Raw genomic sequence first — 21,339 nt, 5'->3', positions numbered from 1 at the left:
GGGAGTTTGCTTAATGAAAAAAACATTATCAGCTTTAGTACTTGCTTTAGGATTAATGCCAATCGCCGCAGGCGTACATGCAGAGGAACACGCCATCCATAAACACAAGGGCCGTTACTTAGATGTTCAACTGCTTGGAGTAAATGATTTTCATGGACAGATTGATATTACACGTAATGTGGCAGGAGAACCTGTTGGACGTGCAGACTATCTAGCAAGCTATTTAAAGATGAGAGAAAGAGAGAACCCTAACACTCTTTTGGTGCATGCCGGCGATATGGTAGGAGCAAGCTCTCCGACATCTGCATTGCTGCAGGACGAGCCAACAGTAGAAATCATGAATAACATGGGCTTTGATGTAGGGACACTAGGAAACCATGAGTTTGATGAAGGCGTAAATGAGATGATGCGTTTGATAAAAGGTGGGACTCATGAAAAAACAGGTTATTTTAAAGGTACAGACTTCCCTTATGTGGTTGCTAATGTCATAGATAAAGAGACGAAGAAAAATATCCTTCCTCCTTATGTGATTAAGAAGGTAAAAGGAGTAAACATCGGCTTCATAGGAGTGGTTTTCTCAGACACACCGGATATCGTCATTCCAAGTGGTACGGCAGGCGTTGAATTTATAGATGAAGCAGAAGCAATCAATAAAGCTGCGAAATCTCTTAAGAAAAAAGGCGTAAAGTCTATCGTTGTTCTAGCACATAACCCTGTTGAGCAAACGGCATCCGGAGAAGTATCTGGTGAACTCGTGGATATGGCGAACAAGGTCGATGATGAAGTTGACGTAATGTTTGGTGCACACAATCATAGAAACGTGAACGCTGTAGTAGATAATAAGCTGCTTGTACAAGCTTTTTCTTATGGCACAGCCTTTGCAGACGTTGATCTTAAGATAGATCGCCGCACAGAAGATGTCGTGAAAAGTAAAGCGGAAGTGGTTTCGGTTGTGCAAAATGGTATAAAACCTGATTTGAGAATTACAAAAATTATTAAGCAAGCCGAAGACCAAGTGGCACCAATCATTAATGAAGTAGTAGGGAAAACGGATCAATTGCTATCAGGGACAGAAGCGTATAATGGTGAGTCTGAGCTAGGAAATGTGATCGCAGACTCCATGACAGAAGAGACGGGCACGGATTTTGCGTTTATGAATCCAGGTGGTATTCGTGATGTGATCAACCCTGGTGAAGTGACATGGGGAGAACTTTTTAACGTTCAGCCGTTTGGCAACGATCTTGTTACGATGACGCTAACAGGGGCGCAGATCAAAGAACTTTTTGAATCTCAATGGGCAACGGAAAAAGAGAAGATGCTTCAGATTTCTGGTCTGAAAGCTACTTTTGATTTGTCAAAGCCAGTTGGAGATCGAACGGTTTCTATGGTTAAGAACGATGGAACACCGATTGAAGCAGAACAAGAATATACCGTTACCGTAAACAATTTTATGGCTGGTGGCGGTGATGGTTATACCGTTTTATTAGAAGGAAAAAATCCAACAGTAAGCGTTACAGATCTAGAAGCGCTAGTGAACTATTTTAAAAACCGCGATACCGTATCCGCGCAGATTGAAGGGCGAATCACGAAGGTCAATCCATAATTAAAAAAGGCAAAGCGTGTAAGATGCGCTTTGCCTTTTATATTTCTATTCTCCGCGTTCCACAAGATCAAGTCTTCCTGTAGCAGGGTCGATAACGAGACCATGAACTTTAATATCTGCAGGAAGCAACGGGTGATTTTTAACAAGTTGCACACTGTTTCTCACAGAATCCTCAACACTTTCAAATCCTTGAACCCATTTCTTCAAATCAAGTCCAGAGTATTTTAACGTGTCAAACGTCGACTCTTCAATTCCGCGGTCTTTCATCTTGGCAAGTAATCCATCAGCGTTAACATTGCTCATTCCACAGTCATAGTGACCGATGACCATAACTTCTTCTGCTTTAAGTTCATAGATGGCCACAAGGATACTTCTCATAATAGAACCGAATGGATGGGAGATAACCGCTCCAGCCGATTTGATAACTTTTACATCACCATTCTTGATATTCATCGCACTTGGCAATAATTCAGTCAGGCGCGTATCCATACAAGATACGATGACAAGTCCTTTATCAGGAAATTTAGTAGTTTGGAAAGGTTCATATTCTTTGTTTTCAACAAATTGGTGATTGAACGCTAAGATTTCGTTAAGTACGGACATGTTTCTCCTCCTTGTTTCTACAGAAAATAATTAAAGTATAAAAAGATTTAGAAGTATACGTCTTTTTCTATCATATTCAGCATAAACTCGCTAACATATTCACTTCTATATTCACTATTATACAAAAATGTGGGCCGAATCTGCTCCTTTTTGTATGTGAAACGAATCTTTTGTTGATAGAAACTTTAAAACAAAAGCACATTGTGACAAACATTTTATAGAAAGGTACGTATAATCGCAATTAACACCACATACATTGGTAAGTCGAAGGGAGGATGAAACAAGAAAAAACTTACCAGTAAAGTAGGGTTTAAATAGATCGGTACAAAACAACGAAAATTTGAAAGGGGTAGGGAAGATGGAAGTTATGACGTATGTACTTTGGGTTCTGCTGTTAATGGGGTCGGTTATGAAGAACTACATGGTTTCAGTTTCTATGCCGAAAACGGGACAAGTTATCATGGCGAATGATTCAGGTGTGAACATCTTTTCGTATGGCGAAGTGAACACCAAGAATGCATCGGAAGTTATGTCTGCAATTGTCGTGCCCTTCAATAATCAGAATTTCAGTTGGGTGGATACGTCATAGAGTACATAAAGTCTGGAATGTTAAGTGACTTCATTATAGATATGGGGAGAAGGAGGTCTGCTATTAAAAATAAATATGAGCTATTTTTCGCATTCACTATCATGCTCGCGGAAGGATCACCGTACGTGTGCTAGTGTATGAGTGTATTTGAGCGGAATTTGTAGCAAAAGGCAGCTTGTTTTGAGCTGTCTTTTTTGGCATTTATTTTATTTATGTGTACGGGTTTGATAGAATAAGAAAAAAACAATTGTGGTGAAACCGATGAATATATCAGTAAGTCAGTTTGCGAAAAAAATAGAAAAACATGTTGCAGAAATGAAAGTATTAGATGAGAACTCTCCTAAATTGCGCGAACATGTATCAGCCATTCAAACATTGTGCGAATTGATGCTAGAAGCGGATGACGAAGGTGCAGCTGTTGACGTGAAAGGGTGGGTACCCGCGTATCCCGTTCAAAAGCCAGCCAGCTTTGTGACCGCTCCTTCAGCAAAAAAACACCAAAAGTCTATGATGGATTATGATATGGAATATGAGGATGACGATCAAGACGAAAAAGACGGCAACGGAGACTCTATTTTTGATTTTTAAATGTTAGTTTGTGGGAAAACCTGCTCTTTTTGAGTGGGTTTTTCTTTTTTGCGTTGGTTTGTATGAGTTTAGAGTACTTGTGGTGGGGTAGTGAGAGAGGGAATTCCGGAAATTCTTCGGATAATCCCGCGAGTTTTTAATATAGGAGATCTATTAAAAAGGCACCATTGAAAAGTTGATTGTAGTGTAAGGTGCGAGACTCTCGGCTAGGACAGGTGGGCAGTCCTAAAAGTGGAAGTGGCTCGTCCAGCCCCGACAAGCAAAAGGTGAATAGACAAGGAAGGCGGTCTTAGCCTTTATGGTCTATTTAACTTTTGACCTCGAGGGGCTAGCCACTGCAACTAGACTGGTGAGACACTTAAGAGTGAAACGAACGAATGTGGCTCACCGCCTGCCCCGCGGAAAGCGAGCACCTGGAACGGAGATCAACGGCTTTCAACATATCCGCAAAAAAAACAGCACCACTATCAGCGCTGTTAGATCGACACATAAGTATTCTGGTGTTCCATTCTTTCATCTCTACGTTTTGCAATTTCAATCTTTTCGTTGATCTTTTTATTAGAAAAATAAATGGCAGTCACTGTTGCGATTAGACTTAGAGCAGCTAAACCAAGAATTGTATATATCATTGTAATAAGAAGTTCCATTTTATTGTTCCTCCTCTTATGTAATTTTTTTCTGTCATACTTTTTTAATTCCACTACCTCATTTATTTAAACCTCTTTTTTGTATAGGTCCTTCGAATCAAAATGAAAATATGAGAATGGAATGATGGCAAAAATTATTCGTTCGCATTATACTAAAATTACGAACATACGTTCTGTTTCGTTCGATAAAAAATGAGGGGTGAATGGAAATGGTCGGAGCAAGTGAATGGTTAAACTTAGTTAATCTCCTCGGTAATGTTGGCTTTCCTATCGTCATTGCAGGCTACTTGCTTTTTCAGTTTGAGAGGCGCATTCAGAGCTTAGAAGGAATCATCCGAGAACTTCATTCTGAATTAGTAGAGAAAGAAGAGCTTGAGCGTAAGATCGATCAATATGTCCGATTGCTGGACAGCGAACGTCAGCCGAAAAAACGTTAACGTTCGCCTTTTTTATCATGGACAACCCGTCCGCCAAAATTTTTACAATCCTGTGGCAACCTTTGTATTGTCATTTTTCAATGGTAAGATAAAAGAAAAACAGGAGTGGAACAGGATGAAGCTTTTTCTTATATTAGGTGCGATTCACGCGATGCTTGCAGTCATGCTCGGAGCTTTCGGGGCACATGCGCTCGAAGCAAAATTAAATGCAAGAAACATGCTAAACGTGTACCAAACTGGGGTTCAATACCACATGTATCATGCGCTGGCATTGTTAGTTGTCGGTGTTTTAATAGGTAAATTTCCAGCGTCTACACTATTAACAGGAGCAGGATGGTCGTTCTTTATCGGTATCTTGTTTTTCTCAGGAAGTCTATATGCTCTTTCAACAACAGGGATGAAATTCTTTGGTCCTATCACACCGCTTGGCGGGGTAGCGTTTATTGTTGGTTGGATTCTGCTGATCATAGCTGTAGTAAAAGCATAATAAAAGGCGCTCTCTTAAAAAATTAGAGAGCGCCTTTTCTATAATCGCCTGAACCAGACAGGAATAATATCTATCAACGAGGGCTGTATTGAGACATCTGACCGCCTTGCTGTTGTTGCTGTTGAGTACCATACGGATAGCTATAGTTGATCTCTTCATCAAACGTAACATAGTTTACATACACCATTAATAGCAGATAACGTTTACCTGTTTGCGGGTCACTAAGGATGATGTGATCACGTCCAGCGGCTTCAATGATTCCTTTAAACACTTTGGCGTTCCATTTTTCATTGTTCTCAAAAGTCATATAAACCGTCGCGACTTTCCCTTTGTTCATCCTTAAAATATTTTCGATGTACGACTGCTCGAGCGGAAGCTGTCCCGGTGCACCGATATCTTGCATAGGGCCGCCGCCCATTCCTGGTGCCTGCTGACTTTGCGCCATGTCTTGAGGAACACCCATGCCTGCCATTCCTCCCATGCCGCCACCCATCATACCCATTCCATTCTGAGCCCGATAATACTCTTGGCCGTACGGATTAAAGTTGTTCATCAACAAACCTCCCTAAAAGGTGTTAAACACATTTGGACAATCACTTTGTTTTGGCTGATAAAAACAGTGTGCCTTAAAGCTTCCCGAGTGAGGCTGATTGTACCATGTCTTCGGACAAGCTCCTGATGGATCGAAAAACCATAACGCATTTCTGGCAGGGTGGAAGCGCTGACCATTAATAACCCTTCTCGCCAATCTTCTTTCATTCTCTCTAGCTCCTTGATAAAAATATCCTTTGATCGTGGCTTCAAATCCACCAGGTTTTTGAAAGACCATCTGCTGCATCGTACGAATATTTTTAAAATCAAGGCAGTTGGAGCGAATTCGATTTACGCCGGTATTACCAACAAGGAGCATCCCTTGGTCACCTTCACCCTCAGCTTCCGCACGTATGAGACGTGCCAGCAAGTCAATATCCTTATTTGTAGCTTTAATGACTGCCAATTGCCTTCCCCCTCTATGTTGTTAATCTTGGTGTACAAGCAGGGAAACAGAACATTCGATATATGTGTATGAGCTGTTTTGGGAAACTAGACCAACGTTTTGTGAAAGTTGTTTTAAGTATGAAAGTAGGCAGGGGGAGTGAAGAGAAATGTCTTTGTAGGGAGAACATTATTGATAGATGGCCGTCTGAGGCGGTCACTTCAAAATAATTACGAGGTAAATCTCATTTTATACGAGGTAATCGCTCATAATTCCGGACTTAAGCCACATAATTCCGTGTATAAAAAAATTTATCCGATTTTCGATCTTTTTCGACAACAAAAAAGATGACCCATCAATAGGAATGAGTCATCTTTATCATTACACCTGCAAATAAGCGGGCACTGCTTCTTTTGTAAGGATGTTTCCAACATAGAAAGATCCGAATTCGCCGTAGCGCGCACTTACTTCGTCAAAGCGCATTTCGTATACGAGTTTTTTGAATTGAAGCATGTCGTTTGAGAACAGCGTTACGCCCCATTCCCAATCGTCTAGACCAACTGAACCAGTGATGATCTGCTTCACTTTTCCAGCATAACCGCGGCCGATCATGCCGTGAGAGTACATCATCTTTTTACGCTCTTCCATCGGTAGCATGTACCAGTTATCCTCTCCATCACGGCGCTTGTCCATCGGATAGAAACAAACATGCTTCCATTTTGGCAGTTCAGGGAACAGACGAGCTTTGATCATTGGATCCATCTCGCCGCTCTCGTTTTGTGGATTGTACGTACTTAGCTCGACAACAGAAACGTAAGAGTATTCTTTTACTGTATATTGTGCGAATGCTGTTTTGTTAAATGCGTTTTCGATCTCGTTCAATTCTTCCATCGTCGGACGAAGAAGCATCATCATAAAGTCAGCTTTTTGCCCCATGATGCTATATAGTGCGTGGCTTCCCACTTTGTTTGCTTCTACGTTCTCCCACTTCTCAAGGAACGTTAAAAATTCATTGATTGCATATTCTCTCTGGTCACCCGAAAGCGTTTTCCAAGCGGCCCAGTCCATCGTACGGAAATCATGAAGGCAATACCAGCCTTCTAGTGTAATCGCTGCTTCACTCATCAATTATTCACTCCTTGCTAGATATAAACACGTCCCTACAAATATACCATAAGTAGGGACGAATCCAAAAAGGAGGGATTAGCTATATTGGCGAAGCAACTGCTCGATCTTACTTTTAACACCAGCCGGATTTCGAAGCTCTGCGCGTGACAGTGTGAGGCGAACCTTCGTCTCATCCATATCCATCGCTTCAGACAGCATGCCGAACAATCCTTTACCTTTTTTATCGATTTCTAAGAACAACTCGATGCTATCTGTTTGTGGAACCAAGATTACTTCAAGCTCATCTAGCTTTCCAGCATATGCTCCGGAAGTTGGCACATACTCAAACTCTTGTAAAAACGGAAGTCTGCGGCGCATATAACGCGGTGCAGAACCGCAGTAAGCTTTTCTGAGGCGGAATCCAAGCTGCTCAATCGCATCAAAGATCGCAGACGTTTCACTATCTGGCAGCACGCGAATCTGATCGTTATCTGTTGGATCTACAGCCATCTGAATATCAAGTCCTGTTTTAATCCATACCGGCGTGTGGCCAAGTGTTAACGGAGCATCGTATGGAAGTTTGAGAGAGAACGGAATCTCTTGCTGACTGCCAGCTTTTACAACAAGTGAGCTCGTTACGTTCGTCTTTTCAATCGCTGCAGTGTCTCGTACTTTTTTATCATCCACTTCACGATAGTATTCTGTCATAACATAAAGAGTGATGTGATCGATGTTTTGATCGACTTTACCACCCTCAATTCTAATCTTTCCTGTAATGCTCTCACCAGGTGAGTACGTATCTTTATCTAAAATGGTGTCTACCTTTGCTGATCCAATTCCTACAGAAGCTAACATACGGTTTACAAAAGACATGTATAATTCCTCCTCAAAATTTTTCAAACAATTTTACGATAGATGAACGAAAAAGATTCATATTGAGAAAAATAAATTTCATAGACGTAAAAAAATTCTAAATATAAGAACTTCTTTTATCAAGCGCTTACAACTGCATGGATAGGTTTAAAAGGTGTGAAAAAAGGAGTACCCTAATAGTGAGTGCAAAAAATGTACAGTTTATATAGAAAAATAGGAGGTTAAATCATGAGTGATCTTTTTATAGATTTAAAGAGTAAAGTCCAATCTGCAAACCCTACAATCGTTTTTCCAGAAGGTACAGATGAAAGAATTTTAGAGGCTGCGAGCCGTCTAGCATCTGAAAAAGTTCTACAACCCATCTTAATTGGGAACCCTGCTGACGTTACAGCAAAAGCACAAGCTGGCGGATTCTCATTAGATGGCGTAGAGGTGCTAAACCCTGCTGAATATGGTGAGTTCGATGTATTAGTTGACGCGTTAGTGGAACGCCGTAAAGGAAAAACAACAGAAGAACAAGCACGTAAGATCCTATTAGATGAAAACTATTTCGGAACAATGCTTGTTTACACAGGGAAAGCTCACGGACTTGTAAGTGGTGCAGCACACTCTACTGCTGATACGGTTCGTCCGGCACTACAGATCATTAAAACAAAAGAAGGCGTGAAAAAGACTTCAGGCGCGTTCATCATGGTTCGTGGCGATGAAAAGTATGTGTTCGCAGATTGCGCGATCAACATCTCACCTAACAGCCAAGATCTAGCTGAATCTGCAATGGTTTCTGCTGAAACGGCACGTGTATTCGGTATCGATCCAAAAGTTGCGCTTCTTTCTTTCTCTACAAAAGGATCAGCGGTTTCACCTGAGACAGAAAAAGTAGTTGAAGCATTAGAAGTATTAAAAGGAATGAACCCAGACTTCCCATATGATGGAGAGCTTCAGTTCGACGCAGCATTCGTTCCATCTGTAGCAGCGAAAAAAGCCCCAGAATCACCAATTAAAGGGGAAGCGAACGTATTTATCTTCCCAAGTCTTGAAACAGGAAACATCGGTTACAAGATGGTTCAACGTCTTGGCGGATTTGAAGCGATCGGACCGATCCTTCAAGGGTTGAACATGCCTGTAAACGATCTATCTCGCGGATGTAACGCAGAAGATGTTTACAAATTAGCGTTGATCACAGCGATGCAAGCTCTGTAAGTTCATAAGATAGACGAAGCCAGCTCTCTGAAGCTGGCTTTTTTGTATGGAAAAGAGCAAGCATCACATGAAAATTACGACACTTCACATAAAAATAGACATTTATCACAAAAAAAGAAATTTCAAGTCATAATCTGTACACCTCAAAAAGACACTGCCACTTACAGTGACAGTGCCTTCTCGTTTCGATCCCACATTCGCTTTATGTTTCCAGGAAGCAGCTCACTTTCCTCGACTGAAAGCTGACCGCTGTAAAAAAGTTCGCTGTTTTTGTGCAGCACACGTAATAAAGAAGCGTGTATGTCTGCCACAGTTAATGGGCGTTCTAATAGTTCGGCTAAACTGGCCATCACATCAGGCTGAATCACCGGATATTGGAACTTTGTTTCAATACCACCTAAACCGCGCTTATAAAACTCTCCGATTACCGCCGCGCGCTCTGAACCACTGCCGTCGACGCATAAGTAAATCTGTACCGCAACACCGCCGCGCATACGCCGCTGAGAGATTCCCGCAAACTTTTTGCCGCCGATACTCAGATCATAACTTCCCGGGCAATAAGAGCCAACGATTTCATATGCTTCAAATTTCGCGTCATACGGTGCAAGAAGCTCTTCCACAAGTGCTGTCATCGTGTCGTACCCTTGATTGATATCGATCGTTCCCTCTTTTTCAGGAAGAATAAGAGAGATGTTTAAAACACCGCTATCGAGCACCACAGCAAGTCCACCGGAATTCCTTACGATTGCCCGGTATCCTCGCGACTCTAAATATTCAATCGCCTCTTTAAGGTGAGGTAGACGTGTATCTTGTATGCCGAGGACGATCGTATCGTGATGCACCCATGTGCGTGCCGTTGCGGGGGAATCACCGCTCCCGATCGAGGTGCAAAGCGTATCATCTGTCGCAAACGACTGCCGTGCATCAAAAGACGGACCGAGTGTAGACTGGTCGATCAACCGCCAGACAGGTTGAGAGAGTAGATGATCTGTCATTACAGTTTCTCCGCCACGATAATGAATGATTTTGGAATGCCGCGGTCGAGTTCATCAGGGTGTGGTTCTTCAACGAGCTGTTTGATCCAGACGCCGGCTGATCCGATAGCTGTTACGATCTCGCCAAGCGTCCATTGGCGAATCTGTACTTGAAATGGTGCGCGTTCTTCAGAGGTCGCGTACTGAAGTTCAGGTAAAAATTTTGAATAAGCTACATCTGTTGTAACGAGCTCTTCACTAAAATAATCCCCAGAAACTTTATGTTTTCTAACCGCTTGGCTCTTTCCTTGAGATTCTATTAACTTTGTAGAAACAGGGTGGAAGTCTTGCAGGATTAAAGTTCCTCCCTTTTTCAAAAGTCCTGAAACAACGCTGAAGTATTCGTTCAGATCAGAAAAATAGTGCAGAATGCCGTTTTCCATGAATGCCATATCATAATCGCCTGTCATTTCGGATTCTGGCAGATTTAAAATATCTTCTACCACATAGCGGACATCAACGTTAGCGGCTGCAGCCAGTTCACGGGCATAGGCTGCGTTTGAATCAGAGATATCAATCACCGTTGTCTCTGCTCCAAGAAGAGAGAGTGCGACTGCTTTACTGCCGTGCGAACCTAAGAGATTTACGATCTTTTTGCCTGAAATATCACCAACATAGTGATCTAATGGCTGAAGTCTGCGTTTCGGATCTTTTAGAATACGAGAAACTGCTTTCTCCGGCACGCCAAAGCGGTTGACCCAGGCTGTATAAGAGCTATTGCTCCAAGCTTGTCCGTTCCTAATTCTTCGATCTTGATCCATGATGGGTTCCTCCTGAAATCTATATAAAATCTATCATTTCCGTTATAAGCCTTATCTAGTATAACCCAAATGTGAACGGTAAGAAAATGGTGTGAATATGGCGTTTTTTACCGATAAAAGGTGAGTGCTTATAGAAAAAAATAGTGGTTGTTTTCAAAGTTAAGAACACGATACAATAGGGTATATTCTAGTAGTTACAACACGATACTTATTCAGAAAATACCTTCTTAGCTAGAAAGACCAAGGAAGGGATTTTTCTTTTTTACGAGAATTCTTACCTATAAATGCAGGTGAAGGAGCAGGGAAAAATCAATGGCTAAACTCTTAGGAAAGTTGCACGAAGAGAAAGTATTTAAAGACCCAGTGCATCGCTATATTCACGTGCGTGATGAGCTGATTTGGCGTCTGATCGGTACGCGCGAGTTTCAAAGACTGCGAAGAATTCGGCAGCTTGGGACGACATACTTAACATTTCATGGAGCAGAACATAGCCGTTTTAGCCATTCTCTTGGTGTTTATGAGATTACGAGGCGAATCATTGATATTTTTCAAGAAAAGAAAACATGGGAGCCAGAAAAACGTCTGCTCGTTCTTTCCGCAGCTCTTCTACATGATGTAGGGCACGGTCCATTCTCACACTCTTTTGAAAAAGTGTTCGGTGTGGATCACGAAGAATTCAGTAGAGATATTATACTAGGCGACACAGAAGTTCATCGGGTGCTTTTGCAGATGGGAGAAGATTTTCCTGTTCAAGTAGCAGAAGTAATCGCGAAAACACATAGAGATAAATTAATCGTCAGCCTGATCTCGAGTCAGATAGACGCAGACAGAATGGATTACCTTTTACGAGACGCTTATTTCACAGGAGTGAGCTATGGCAATTTCGATATCGAGCGTATCCTTCGTGTGATGCGTCCGACGGAAGAAGGCGTCGTTATAAAATCAAGCGGTATGCATGCGGTGGAAGACTATATCATGAGTCGCTACCAAATGTATTGGCAAGTGTATTTTCATCCTGTAACCCGAAGTGCGGAAGTAATCTTAAGCAAAATTTTGCACCGAGCGAAGGAACTGTATGAAACAGGGTATACATTCAAAAGAGAACTGTCTCATTTTAAAACGTTGTTCGATGGCAATGTTTCACTTCAAGATTACATATCGCTCGATGAGGGTGTGATCCATTATTACTTCCAAGGCTGGATGGAAGAAGAGGATTCAATCTTGAGCGATCTATGTCATCGTTTCATCGACCGGAAATTATTTAAGTATACCGAAATGGTCTCTTTTACAGATGGACACCTGTTATCAAGTTACTTTACAGAAGCAGGCATCAATCCGAAATATTATTTAGTAGTCGATTCATCGTCAGATCTGCCATACGACTTTTACCGCCCAGGCGAAAAAGAAGAGCGTCTGCCGATCAACCTATTAAAACCAAACGGCGATATCCGCGAGCTGTCCAGAGAATCAGACGTCGTCGAAGCGATCTCAGGCAAACGCCGAACCGATCACAAACTCTATTATCCACTCGATCTGATCGAAGCGATTGAGGATACAACGCTTAAAAGTAAAATTAAAGAGATTTTGAATAGGTAGTCACTAATATTTTACATTCCTTAAGACCTTTTTTCCCAAGAGTCTTATTGTTATTTTGTTACTTTAAAGACATCACTGAAAAGTTGATTGGAGTGGAAGGTGCGAGACTCCTGTGGGACAGGCGGGCAGGTGAGACACTTAATGGCGCAAAGCGGCAAGTGGCTCACCGTCTGCCCCACGGAAAGCGAGCACCTGAAACGGAAATCAACTACTTACAAACGCAACATTGACTAGCCAGAAAAAATAAATAGATAAAACGAAAAAGGATGTTAGGGGGAACGTACTGTGTTCGAGGATCATTTAAAGGTAGTCACCTTGATTCAAGAAGCCGGAGAAGTCGTCGGTCGGAAAAAGCTTCAAAAGATGGTGTACATCGCAAAAAAACTAAACTTTCCTTTCCAAGAAAAGTATCAATTTCATTTTTACGGCCCATATTCCGAAGAATTAACGCTTAAGATTGAAGAGCTTTGCAACATGGGATACATACATGAAGTGAAAGAAAAGGTGAGTGGCTATTCGCAGTACCGTTATGCTGTGAACGAAGAAGGACAGAAGCTTCTTTCCACATATGGTGCACAAATCGAAAAGCTAGGGAGTTGCGTTCGTTCAATGAACGAGCAGTCTTCAAGGTTCTTAGAGCTTGTCTCAACCGTGATGTATTTTGAAAAGCTGGAAAAAGACGAGATCAAGGAAAAAGTACAAACGGTAAAAGCAAAACAAAAGTATACAGAAGAAGAGATGGATGAAGCTTTTTACTATATTGATTCATTAAAAGGCGGAGTTCAATAAAAATAAACCTGTTTAGTTAGCGTGAAATAGCGCTGATGAACAGGTTTTTTTATTTACCATTTAAACTGTAGGGGATGGCCGTTATTGTAAAGACCATAAAAATAAATAAATGTAATAAAGATCGTAAAAGGAACGATAATGCCAAGCAGCGTCATAAAAAAGCCTTTTGCCACACTTTTCTCATAAAGGCGCGTTGCGTAATAGCCGATGCCGAGTCCTATGAACAAGAATGATAAAATTAAAGCAACAAGCCAAATCTTCATGCTAGCGCCTCCTCTTTTATCAGCATATCCAGCACATTCTCCTTATAAACGACAGTTTAACTGAAACTTTTTTCGATGAGGTACGACTAACAGGGTAAAAGGAGGGCTTAGTGATGAAAAACATGAAGCTGATTGTAATGGCGTGTCTGCTCGTTCTCCTCGCCGCTTGCGGCTCAAAAGCAATGCCAGAAGAGGATAACAAGAACGGAGCACCTCAAGTTACAAACGAGATACCGGCTGAAAAAGAGGGTGTACAAGCTGAACTTGCACTCCAAGAGAATAGTGAAGAAGCAAAATTAACATTGAAAAACTCATCCGATAAAGAAGCTGGTACAGGAACCGCGTATGCACTAGAAAAATGGACTGACGGTAAATGGAAGAAAGTTAATAACGACCAGATGTTTACCGAGCAGATGATTATGGTGAAAGCAGGATCAAACTATGATCAAGCGGTTGATCTAAAAGAACAGGATGCAGGAACGTATCGTGTATCGAAAGAGTTCTTTGTAGATGAAAAGAAGGAAAAAGTAGCCGTTGTGTTCGAGACAAAATAACAAAAGACCGGTCAACCCTCTGGTTTTAGGGTCGGCCGGTCTTTTTCTTAGTTTTTATGGATGTATCATTGCTTCTATTACTTCGTTGAAAAGTTGATTGTAGCGCAAGGTTGCCGACTCCTACGGGACGAGCGGTCAGGTGGAGACTCCTAAAGGCGCGTAGCGACAGGAGGCTCACCGTTCGCCCCGTGGAAAGCGTGCAACCTGGAGCGGAAATCAACTGCTTTCAAACTATTTTTAGTGAGGTAAAAACGCTAGTTGATAGAAGAACAACACCGCAAATAAGTAAACCAAGAACGGAACTTCACGATATTTACCTTTTACAATTTTTAGGATCGGATACGAGATGAAACCTAATGCGATACCTGTTGCAATAGAAGACGTTAAAGGCATCGTTAAAATGATCAAGAACGCTGGAAATGCTTCATCAAGTTCGTTCCATTTAATTTTACTTAGTGAACCAAGCATCAAGCTTCCAACAATAATAAGTGTCGGTGCTGTAATAGCGGCTAATCCTGAGATCGCACCTACAAGTGGTGAGAAGAATGCAGCGGCTACAAATAGAATGGCTACGACAACAGACGTTAAACCAGAACGGCCGCCTGCAGCTACGCCTGAAGATGATTCGATATAAGCGCTTGTAGGACTCGTACCAAACGCAGCACCAACTGTTGTCGCAACGGAATCAGCTAACAAAGCTTGACGTGCACGAGGCATCTTATTGCCTTTCATTAGTCCAGCTTGTTCTGCTACACCAACCATCGTACCAGTAGTATCAAAGATCGTTACAAGCAAGAACGAGAAAACTACGGCATATAATCCATATTGAAACACGTCAGAAAAGGCTGTGATCGGATCACCAAAGATGAAAAGTTCTGATGGTAAGTTTGGTGTAGATACGAAACCTTCTTTAAACTCTAAATGCCCTGTAAAATAGGCGATTGCACCAGTGATGATCATTCCGAAGAACAAAGCACCGTTCACGTTTAGTCCCATCAGGATCAACGTGATAGCAAGACCACCAAGAGCAAGGAGAACCGTTGGTGAATGCATATCACCTAAAGTTACTAGGTTATCAGGGTGAGCCACAATGATTTTAGTAAGACGCAAACCGATGAATGCGATAAACAGTCCGATACCAGCTGTAATACCATGCTTTAGGTTTGCTGGAATAGATTCGATCAATTTTTCACGAAACGGTGTTAAGGATAAGATGACGAAAATAATACCTGCAACGAACACTGCACCGAAAGCAATACGGTAATCGATATCAGGGTTGTTACCTACAACAGAAAATGCAAAATAGGCGTTCAATCCCATACCTGGAGCGATGGCGATCGGATAGTTGGCGAGTAGGGCCATCCATAATGTTCCGACTACCGTGGCAATAATTGTTGCGATAAACACAGTGTCAAAAGGAACACCGGCCGAATGCAGGATAATCGGGTTGACTATAACAATGTACACCATCGTTAGGAATGTTGTAATTCCCGCTAAAATTTCTGTTTTGATGGTTGTACCAAGTTCTTTTAGTTTAAAAAATGAAGAAAGCATACGTTAGAACCTCCAAAATACGAACGATTTATGAGTACATGATATATAATATTCGTTTTTAAGTGCAATTTCAACAGTTATCTATAAAGTTTCCAACTGAGAGTTTTTTATGATTTGTGATACAATACGTGATAACAATGAATGTTTAGAGGAGCTGGAAGCATGAAAGATTTTTTCAATTCCAATGATGGTGATAAAAAGAAAAAAGGGATGGGCTTTACTATTATTAGTGGTGATTCGACAGATGGTCATGGCGGTTATGGTGTTGGAAGTCTGACGCTTGATCACGTAACACCAGTAATCGTCGATGTTGAAGAGTCGATCGCTTATATCGATATGGGTGCAATGCACGCGAGAAGTGATGTAGAAAAACGCATCAAGTTTACGCCTAATCGTGAAGATACACCAAACCCTCGTCTTTATTGGCTCGTTTGGGTTACGATCAACAGAAAAGCAGAAGGACCGTTTTACTTCGGGTTGACGGCTTGCGAGATGCAAGTAGATGTTGAAGCACGAAGAGGGTACAAAAGTCTTCCAGAACACGTAAACCGTATGGATAAATCCATGAAGGGCAAAGTGATCGTAGAGGATATGGACGAAAACGCTCGTCGCGTGTTAGGAAACTTCCTTAAAGAGCATGATAAAGCGATGTTTAACCGTTCTAGTGATGAAATCAAGTCATTAGTGGAATAAAAATGGCAAAGTTATGAACCTTTTTTGAACATTTTGCAAATAACTTGTGACAAGAAAGCACTTCCATTAAAATATAGGTAGCATTGTACACACAATGTTTCTAGGACAATAAAGTGCCCGAGGCTCCTGTAGTAGAGCCCCGGGCATTTTATTTTGTCTTTTTAAGTATGTTGTAGACATCGAATGAGGTAGAATCGTTCGAATTTTGTCGACACGTGGATATCTTCCTTAAACTCGTGGATTAAAGCCCGAAACTTATGGATTCAAGCTCAAAACTTTTGGATTTCAGCCCGAAACTTAAGAATCAACCGCTTCGCATAGCAAGCCAGCCACACTTACTCATGCATCACCAAGAAAAAATCCGCTTGAAAAATCCTTTTTCCTCTTTTTTCTGCTCTAATTTTGCTTTTATTTCACTTGAAGCGCCATGTTCGTCACAATACTCTACAGGTTCTGTTCCTTTTTCATAATAAGAGATGCGCGTTACGGGACAGCTTTCGGTTGCGAGCTTGCCGTTTTGCGGATTGATCGTTACCGCTGTTACGCCTTCTGGCTGTTCAAACGATAAGATTTCTTTGTTTTTCAATGCGCTTTCCATAAAATAAGCCCAGATCCGTTTGGAATAACCCGTATCGTTTACATCATGTAGCTCTTCGTTGTTATCGTACCCGACCCAAACACCTGTAACGAGTTGTGGAGAATATCCGACCATCCAGCTGTCGTTTGGCGTAGAGCCGGATTTTCCTGCCATCGGACGGGTCAAGTAATGGTTGATACTTGAACCTGTAACGCTTGTATAATCATTTAATTTTTCATCAAAAGTCCCGGCTAACAGATCAGTCATAACGAAAGCTTTGTTCTCGTCGATGACTTGTTTGCTTTCATATTTATGTTCATACAGCACTTTGCCTTTTGAATCGGTAATCTTCGTAATAAAAACGGGCTCTACTTTTTTTCCGCCGTTCGCAAAAACGCCGTATGCGTTCGTAAGCTCTAACACGCCTACTGCTTTTGATCCTAGTGCTAGTGAAGGGATGCTCGCGAGTTCGCTTTTAATCCCAAATTTCTTAGCTGTTTTAACAAGCTTCTTAGGGCCGAGATAGAGATTCGTTTTTACAGCATAAATATTATCTGACAGAGCGAGCGCTTGAGCCATCGTAATAAAGTCATTTGCATATCGATTTTTAAAGTTCTTCGGCTTATAATCACCTACACCGTCGCCCATTGCGAATGTTGTTGGCTCTGATTTTATTGGAGTTGATGCGGTGTATCCATGTTCGAGCGCCGTGTAATATAGAAACGGCTTGAATGTTGAACCTGGAGCGCGCTTCGCTTGAAGGGCACGGTTAAACGAACTCTGCTCAAAATCTCTGCCACCAATGAGCGCTTTTACATCTCCGCTTCGAGGATCCATAGCGACTAATGCAGTCTGGATCGAACTGTTATCGATGATGCGATTTTCAACCGTGTGTTCAGCGGCTTCTTGCATTTTTGGGTCGAGCGTTGTGTAGATACGAAGTCCACCGAACTGTATCGAGTTCGTATTTACGTTCAGTTCCTTTTTTAAAGCACGCATCACAGCATCTTGAAAGTAAGGAGCGACGGTTGCAATCTCTTCCTCTTCTTCTCGTACATACGTTAATGGTGCTGATGCTGCTTTTTGGACGGTAGTCTTTTTAATTGTTCCATCTTCAGCCATCGCATTTAAGATGATGCTTTGTCTTTTTTTCGCGTTCTCTTCATGAAGAATTGGCGAATAGTAGCTCGGACCTTTAGGGATGCCAGCCAACATCGTCGCTTCGCTTAGTGAGAGCTCTTCAGCATCTTTGCCGAAATAATAGCGCGAAGCGGACTGGATCCCGTAAGAGCCATGTCCGTAATAGATCGTGTTCAAATAACCTTCTAAAATCTCATCCTTTGAATAACTCATCTCAAGTCGCAGTGTGTAGAACGCTTCTTGAAACTTTCTTCGCCATGATTTTTCATGTGTTAAAAAAAGATTGCGGGCATACTGTTGCGTGATGGTACTAGCTCCTTGAACTTTTGCGCCAGCCTTAATGTCAGCAAGCAGTGCACCGCCAATCCTCTTCATATCAAAACCGTTATGCTTATAAAAACTTTTGTCCTCAATAGAGATGGTGGCGTCGATTACATTTTTATCGATTTTTTCGAGTGGGATCCAATATCGGTTTTGACCACCGTTGTTGATCTCGCCCATTTTGGAACCATCCGCTGCATACATGATGGTTGTTTGCGGAACGAGCAGAGCGGGAGGGCCCATGAGTTTAGCGAGCAGCAACAGTCCGACAAAGGATAATGCAAAGCATCCAGAGACAATAAGACCCCATTTTTTCATCCAGCGTATTTTCTGCTGTTTCGTAGCTTCTTTATAGATCTGCCAAAACTTCATAATCCGCCCTCCTTAAAAACTCTCATTTTCTTATCTAGTATGGTGAAAAAAGACGCTCCTTAAACGTGATAAGCGAATGAAGTGCTATAATGGCTGTGAGAAAGAGGAGGTTCGAAACATGCTTATACAAAACATTCAATATATGACCGTTTCGGCAGATGGAAAATGGGTTGTTAACACGGGAGACATCCTTATAAAAAATAATGAAATTGCTTCAATAGGAAACTTTGAATACGATGAAAAAGTTGAGAAGCTAGACGGAAAAGGAATGCTTGCGTTACCGGGATTGGTTAACGGACATCAGCATACACCAATGTCTCTATTACGCTGTTATAGTGATGATGTGACGTTAATGACTTGGCTCAATAAGAAGATGCTTCCGCTTGAGATGAAGATGAACGATGAAGATCGCTATTGGGGCGCACTTCTGTCCATGGCGGAAATGATCAAGAGTGGAACAACTTCTTACGCAGATATGTACATAGGGGTCGATACGATCGGGGAAGCGGCCGTTGAATCGGGTATTCGTTCCGTTATAGCGCGTGGACTTATCGCAATGGACTCGGATTACGAAGGTCGGTTGAAAGAAGCTGCAGATGTTGTAGATCGCTGGCACGGAAAAGGAGACGGTCGAATCACAACCATGATCGCACCCCATTCACCATATATGTGCCCGCCTGATTTTTTGAGAGCTGCTGTAAATCTTTCAAAAGAAAAAAACGTTCCGCTTCATATTCATTTGGCAGAAACGAAAGATGAAGAGAAAATAATTAAAGATAAGCATGGGCTTAGACCCGTTGAATATTTAAAACAAACAGGTGTGTTCGATCGTCATGTATTGCTCGCGCATGGTGTTCATTTTAACGATGAAGACTATGAAACGCTGAAAACGGTGCAGGGCGGTATCATTCATAATCCGGTAAGTAACGCGAAGCTTGGGTGCGGGATTAGTGATGTGAAACGATTGATGGACAGCGGTGTGAAAATTGGTTTAGGAACGGATGGACCAGCGAGTGCCAGTTCTCTAGATCTCTTTTTAGAAATAAAAGCTGCTAGCTGGTTCCAAAAATTGAAATACGAAGAAGCGGCGGTGCTGAGTGCGCATGATGTGTTATCGATGGCGACACAGAACGGAGCAGACATACTTGGGATTGGTGATGAAGTCGGATCGTTAACTATTGGTAAGAAAGCAGACATTCTGTTAATGGATATGAACAAGCTTCATCTGACGCCGAGTCATCAACCGGCTAATCTTCTCGTGTATTCGGCAACAGGGCAAGACGTGGATACAGTAATCATTGACGGCAAGGTTGTTATGCGCGGCCGCGAGTTGAAGACGATTGATGAAGAAAAAGTGATGTATTCCGCACGAGAACAAACAAAGAAACTACTAGAACGTCTGTAATTTGAAGAGTGCCTCGAATTGTGGCACTTTTTTTCAATAGATAAAAGTCAGAAAATTATGTTAAAATATAATGGTTTCAAATTCACATATGAAGGAGGCCGACACGTCATGATCATTAAATGGATCAAACATCGATAATGACAAGTGCAGGCCATGAAGACTCCGTTGAGTAATTATTGCTCTCTGCTTTATTCCAAGCGAAAAAATAAAATTACGGAGGAAAAAAGAATGAAACAACAACTTTTACAAACAAACCAAGTGGAAATAAATACTGAAAGCTTCGGTAATCCTAGTGACCCTGCTGTATTACTCATCATGGGGGCGATGTCTTCGCTCGATTGGTGGGATGAAGAGTTTTGTAAGCGGCTTGCAGCAGAGGGGAGATATGTGATTCGCTATGATCACCGCGATCTCGGTCAATCCGTAGTCTATGAACCTGGAACATCAAACTATTCTATTAGAGACCTAGCTGATGATGCATTTGGAATTCTAGATGCCTATTCAATAGATAAAGTGAATATCATGGGAATGTCTCTTGGGGGAATGATTGGGCAAATTATGGCGATCAAGCATCCTGAACGTGTACTTAGTTTAACGATCCTTGCGTCCAGCGTTTTTGGTGCTGAGCAAGCTGAGCTGCCTCAGATGGATCAGAAAATTTTAGATTTTCATGGAAAAAGTGCATCTATTGATTGGTCCGACCGAGAAGCGTCTGTTGCATATTTAGCAGACGGATGGGCGGTGCTATCAGGGTCTAAGCCTTTTGAAAAGGAAAGGATGTACGCATTGGCGGAAAGAGAATACACACGTGCCAAGCAGATCCAAAGCAGATTCAATTATATGTTTCTGGGTGGCGGTGAAGAGTATTTGGATCGTATGAGTGAAATCGGTGTTCCAACAATCATACTTCATGGAACTGAGGATCCAGCTCTTCCGTTCGAACACGGTCAAGCGCTTGCGAGAGCGATTCCGCATGCTGAACTCGTCACGCTCGAAGGAACGGGACATGAGCTGCACACAGAGGATTGGAACATCATAATAGATTCGATTGTAAGGAATAGTTCTGTAGATTAATAAGGAGGAAAAGCCATGAGCGGGTAGGAGGCTCATGGCTTTTTATTGATTCTTGAGTTCCGGGCATGTTGGTAAGAGGGTATTATACGGGGTGAT

General features: G+C 41.9%; 23 protein-coding genes. 12 read left to right on the top strand and 11 right to left on the bottom strand.

Annotation, left to right across the window (positions count from 1 at the left end; all coding sequences use genetic code 11):
- Positions 1–13 precede the first annotated feature (13 nt).
- Positions 14–1,603 carry a bifunctional metallophosphatase/5'-nucleotidase gene (locus P4V41_RS15390; protein WP_328085968.1) on the top strand — a complete coding sequence of 530 codons (1,590 nt, stop codon included), beginning with the start codon at positions 14–16 and terminating at the stop codon, positions 1,601–1,603.
- Between the two features lie 45 nt (positions 1,604–1,648).
- Here P4V41_RS15390 and P4V41_RS15385 read toward each other — a convergent pair whose 3' ends face one another.
- Positions 1,649–2,206, bottom strand: coding sequence for a carbonic anhydrase (locus P4V41_RS15385; RefSeq protein ID WP_328085967.1), 558 nt, complete (start codon positions 2,204–2,206; stop codon positions 1,649–1,651).
- Positions 2,207–2,564: 358 nt separating this feature from the next.
- On the opposite strand from P4V41_RS15385, the gene P4V41_RS15380 reads away from it, so the two are divergent.
- Positions 2,565–2,795: a hypothetical protein gene (locus P4V41_RS15380; protein WP_328085965.1), complete on the top strand. Its 231-nt coding sequence runs from the start codon at positions 2,565–2,567 to the stop codon at positions 2,793–2,795.
- Between the two features lie 261 nt (positions 2,796–3,056).
- The gene (locus P4V41_RS15375; protein WP_328085964.1) at positions 3,057–3,383 is read left to right on the top strand and encodes a YwdI family protein; all 327 of its coding nucleotides are present in this window, start codon (positions 3,057–3,059) and stop codon (positions 3,381–3,383) included.
- 476 nt (positions 3,384–3,859) lie between these two features.
- Here the strand turns inward: P4V41_RS15375 and P4V41_RS15370 are convergent, their stop codons facing one another.
- Positions 3,860–4,030, bottom strand: a complete 171-nt coding sequence (locus P4V41_RS15370; RefSeq protein WP_328085963.1) for a hypothetical protein — start codon at positions 4,028–4,030, stop codon at positions 3,860–3,862.
- A gap of 209 nt (positions 4,031–4,239) precedes the next feature.
- Here P4V41_RS15370 and P4V41_RS15365 point away from each other — a divergent pair, with 209 nt between their 5' ends.
- On the top strand, positions 4,240–4,467 hold the full coding sequence (locus P4V41_RS15365; RefSeq protein WP_066399153.1) for a YvrJ family protein: 228 nt from the start codon (positions 4,240–4,242) through the stop codon (positions 4,465–4,467).
- Between the two features lie 115 nt (positions 4,468–4,582).
- Complete coding sequence (locus P4V41_RS15360) at positions 4,583–4,954, top strand: DUF423 domain-containing protein (RefSeq protein WP_328085962.1); 372 nt, start codon at positions 4,583–4,585, stop codon at positions 4,952–4,954.
- Positions 4,955–5,027: 73 nt separating this feature from the next.
- Here P4V41_RS15360 and gerQ read toward each other — a convergent pair whose 3' ends face one another.
- The 4 genes from gerQ to P4V41_RS15340 form a co-directional block, all read right to left on the bottom strand.
- Complete coding sequence (gene gerQ / locus P4V41_RS15355; protein ID WP_328085961.1) at positions 5,028–5,507, bottom strand: spore coat protein GerQ; 480 nt, start codon at positions 5,505–5,507, stop codon at positions 5,028–5,030.
- A 12-nt stretch (positions 5,508–5,519) separates the two neighbouring features.
- Positions 5,520–5,951, bottom strand: coding sequence for a cell wall hydrolase (locus P4V41_RS15350; protein WP_328085960.1), 432 nt, complete (start codon positions 5,949–5,951; stop codon positions 5,520–5,522).
- A 360-nt stretch (positions 5,952–6,311) separates the two neighbouring features.
- Positions 6,312–7,055, bottom strand: a complete 744-nt coding sequence (gene hemQ / locus P4V41_RS15345; protein ID WP_066399147.1) for a hydrogen peroxide-dependent heme synthase — start codon at positions 7,053–7,055, stop codon at positions 6,312–6,314.
- Between the two features lie 78 nt (positions 7,056–7,133).
- Positions 7,134–7,910 (bottom strand): sporulation protein, encoded by a 777-nt coding sequence (locus P4V41_RS15340; protein ID WP_197190209.1) that lies wholly within the window; start codon positions 7,908–7,910, stop codon positions 7,134–7,136.
- A gap of 228 nt (positions 7,911–8,138) precedes the next feature.
- Between P4V41_RS15340 and pta the strand changes: the two genes are divergently transcribed.
- Complete coding sequence (pta, locus tag P4V41_RS15335; protein ID WP_328085958.1) at positions 8,139–9,110, top strand: phosphate acetyltransferase; 972 nt, start codon at positions 8,139–8,141, stop codon at positions 9,108–9,110.
- A gap of 161 nt (positions 9,111–9,271) precedes the next feature.
- Here pta and P4V41_RS15330 read toward each other — a convergent pair whose 3' ends face one another.
- The gene (locus P4V41_RS15330; protein ID WP_328085957.1) at positions 9,272–10,105 is read right to left on the bottom strand and encodes a lipoate--protein ligase family protein; all 834 of its coding nucleotides are present in this window, start codon (positions 10,103–10,105) and stop codon (positions 9,272–9,274) included.
- Positions 10,105–10,905 carry a class I SAM-dependent methyltransferase gene (locus tag P4V41_RS15325; protein ID WP_328085956.1) on the bottom strand — a complete coding sequence of 267 codons (801 nt, stop codon included), beginning with the start codon at positions 10,903–10,905 and terminating at the stop codon, positions 10,105–10,107. Before P4V41_RS15325 ends, P4V41_RS15330 begins: the two co-directional genes overlap by 1 nt.
- 312 nt (positions 10,906–11,217) lie before the next feature.
- On the opposite strand from P4V41_RS15325, the gene P4V41_RS15320 reads away from it, so the two are divergent.
- Both P4V41_RS15320 and P4V41_RS15315 read left to right on the top strand, forming a co-directional pair.
- Positions 11,218–12,501 carry an HD domain-containing protein gene (locus tag P4V41_RS15320; protein ID WP_328085955.1) on the top strand — a complete coding sequence of 428 codons (1,284 nt, stop codon included), beginning with the start codon at positions 11,218–11,220 and terminating at the stop codon, positions 12,499–12,501.
- Positions 12,502–12,786: 285 nt separating this feature from the next.
- Positions 12,787–13,290 (top strand): YwgA family protein, encoded by a 504-nt coding sequence (locus tag P4V41_RS15315; protein ID WP_328085953.1) that lies wholly within the window; start codon positions 12,787–12,789, stop codon positions 13,288–13,290.
- Positions 13,291–13,343: 53 nt separating this feature from the next.
- Here P4V41_RS15315 and P4V41_RS15310 read toward each other — a convergent pair whose 3' ends face one another.
- Positions 13,344–13,553 carry a hypothetical protein gene (locus P4V41_RS15310; protein WP_328085951.1) on the bottom strand — a complete coding sequence of 70 codons (210 nt, stop codon included), beginning with the start codon at positions 13,551–13,553 and terminating at the stop codon, positions 13,344–13,346.
- A gap of 113 nt (positions 13,554–13,666) precedes the next feature.
- Between P4V41_RS15310 and P4V41_RS15305 the strand changes: the two genes are divergently transcribed.
- Positions 13,667–14,107, top strand: coding sequence for an immunoglobulin-like domain-containing protein (locus P4V41_RS15305; protein ID WP_328085950.1), 441 nt, complete (start codon positions 13,667–13,669; stop codon positions 14,105–14,107).
- 237 nt (positions 14,108–14,344) lie between these two features.
- On the opposite strand, the gene P4V41_RS15300 is transcribed toward P4V41_RS15305, so the two are convergent.
- The gene (locus P4V41_RS15300; protein ID WP_328085949.1) at positions 14,345–15,661 is read right to left on the bottom strand and encodes an NCS2 family permease; all 1,317 of its coding nucleotides are present in this window, start codon (positions 15,659–15,661) and stop codon (positions 14,345–14,347) included.
- A gap of 162 nt (positions 15,662–15,823) precedes the next feature.
- On the opposite strand from P4V41_RS15300, the gene P4V41_RS15295 reads away from it, so the two are divergent.
- On the top strand, positions 15,824–16,354 hold the full coding sequence (locus P4V41_RS15295) for a YwhD family protein (RefSeq protein WP_328085948.1): 531 nt from the start codon (positions 15,824–15,826) through the stop codon (positions 16,352–16,354).
- A 346-nt stretch (positions 16,355–16,700) separates the two neighbouring features.
- On the opposite strand, the gene P4V41_RS15290 is transcribed toward P4V41_RS15295, so the two are convergent.
- Positions 16,701–18,764, bottom strand: coding sequence for a PBP1A family penicillin-binding protein (locus tag P4V41_RS15290; RefSeq protein ID WP_328085947.1), 2,064 nt, complete (start codon positions 18,762–18,764; stop codon positions 16,701–16,703).
- 118 nt (positions 18,765–18,882) lie between these two features.
- Here P4V41_RS15290 and P4V41_RS15285 point away from each other — a divergent pair, with 118 nt between their 5' ends.
- The gene (locus P4V41_RS15285) at positions 18,883–20,169 is read left to right on the top strand and encodes an amidohydrolase (protein ID WP_328085946.1); all 1,287 of its coding nucleotides are present in this window, start codon (positions 18,883–18,885) and stop codon (positions 20,167–20,169) included.
- Between the two features lie 228 nt (positions 20,170–20,397).
- A complete protein-coding gene (locus P4V41_RS15280) occupies positions 20,398–21,243 on the top strand; it encodes an alpha/beta hydrolase (protein ID WP_328085945.1) in 846 nt (281 codons plus the stop codon).
- Positions 21,244–21,339 lie beyond the last annotated feature (96 nt).

The organism is Fictibacillus nanhaiensis, assembly GCF_036213205.1.
GTDB lineage: Bacteria > Bacillota > Bacilli > Bacillales > Fictibacillaceae > Fictibacillus > Fictibacillus nanhaiensis_E.
This window is presented reverse-complemented; position numbering and strand designations above follow the sequence as displayed.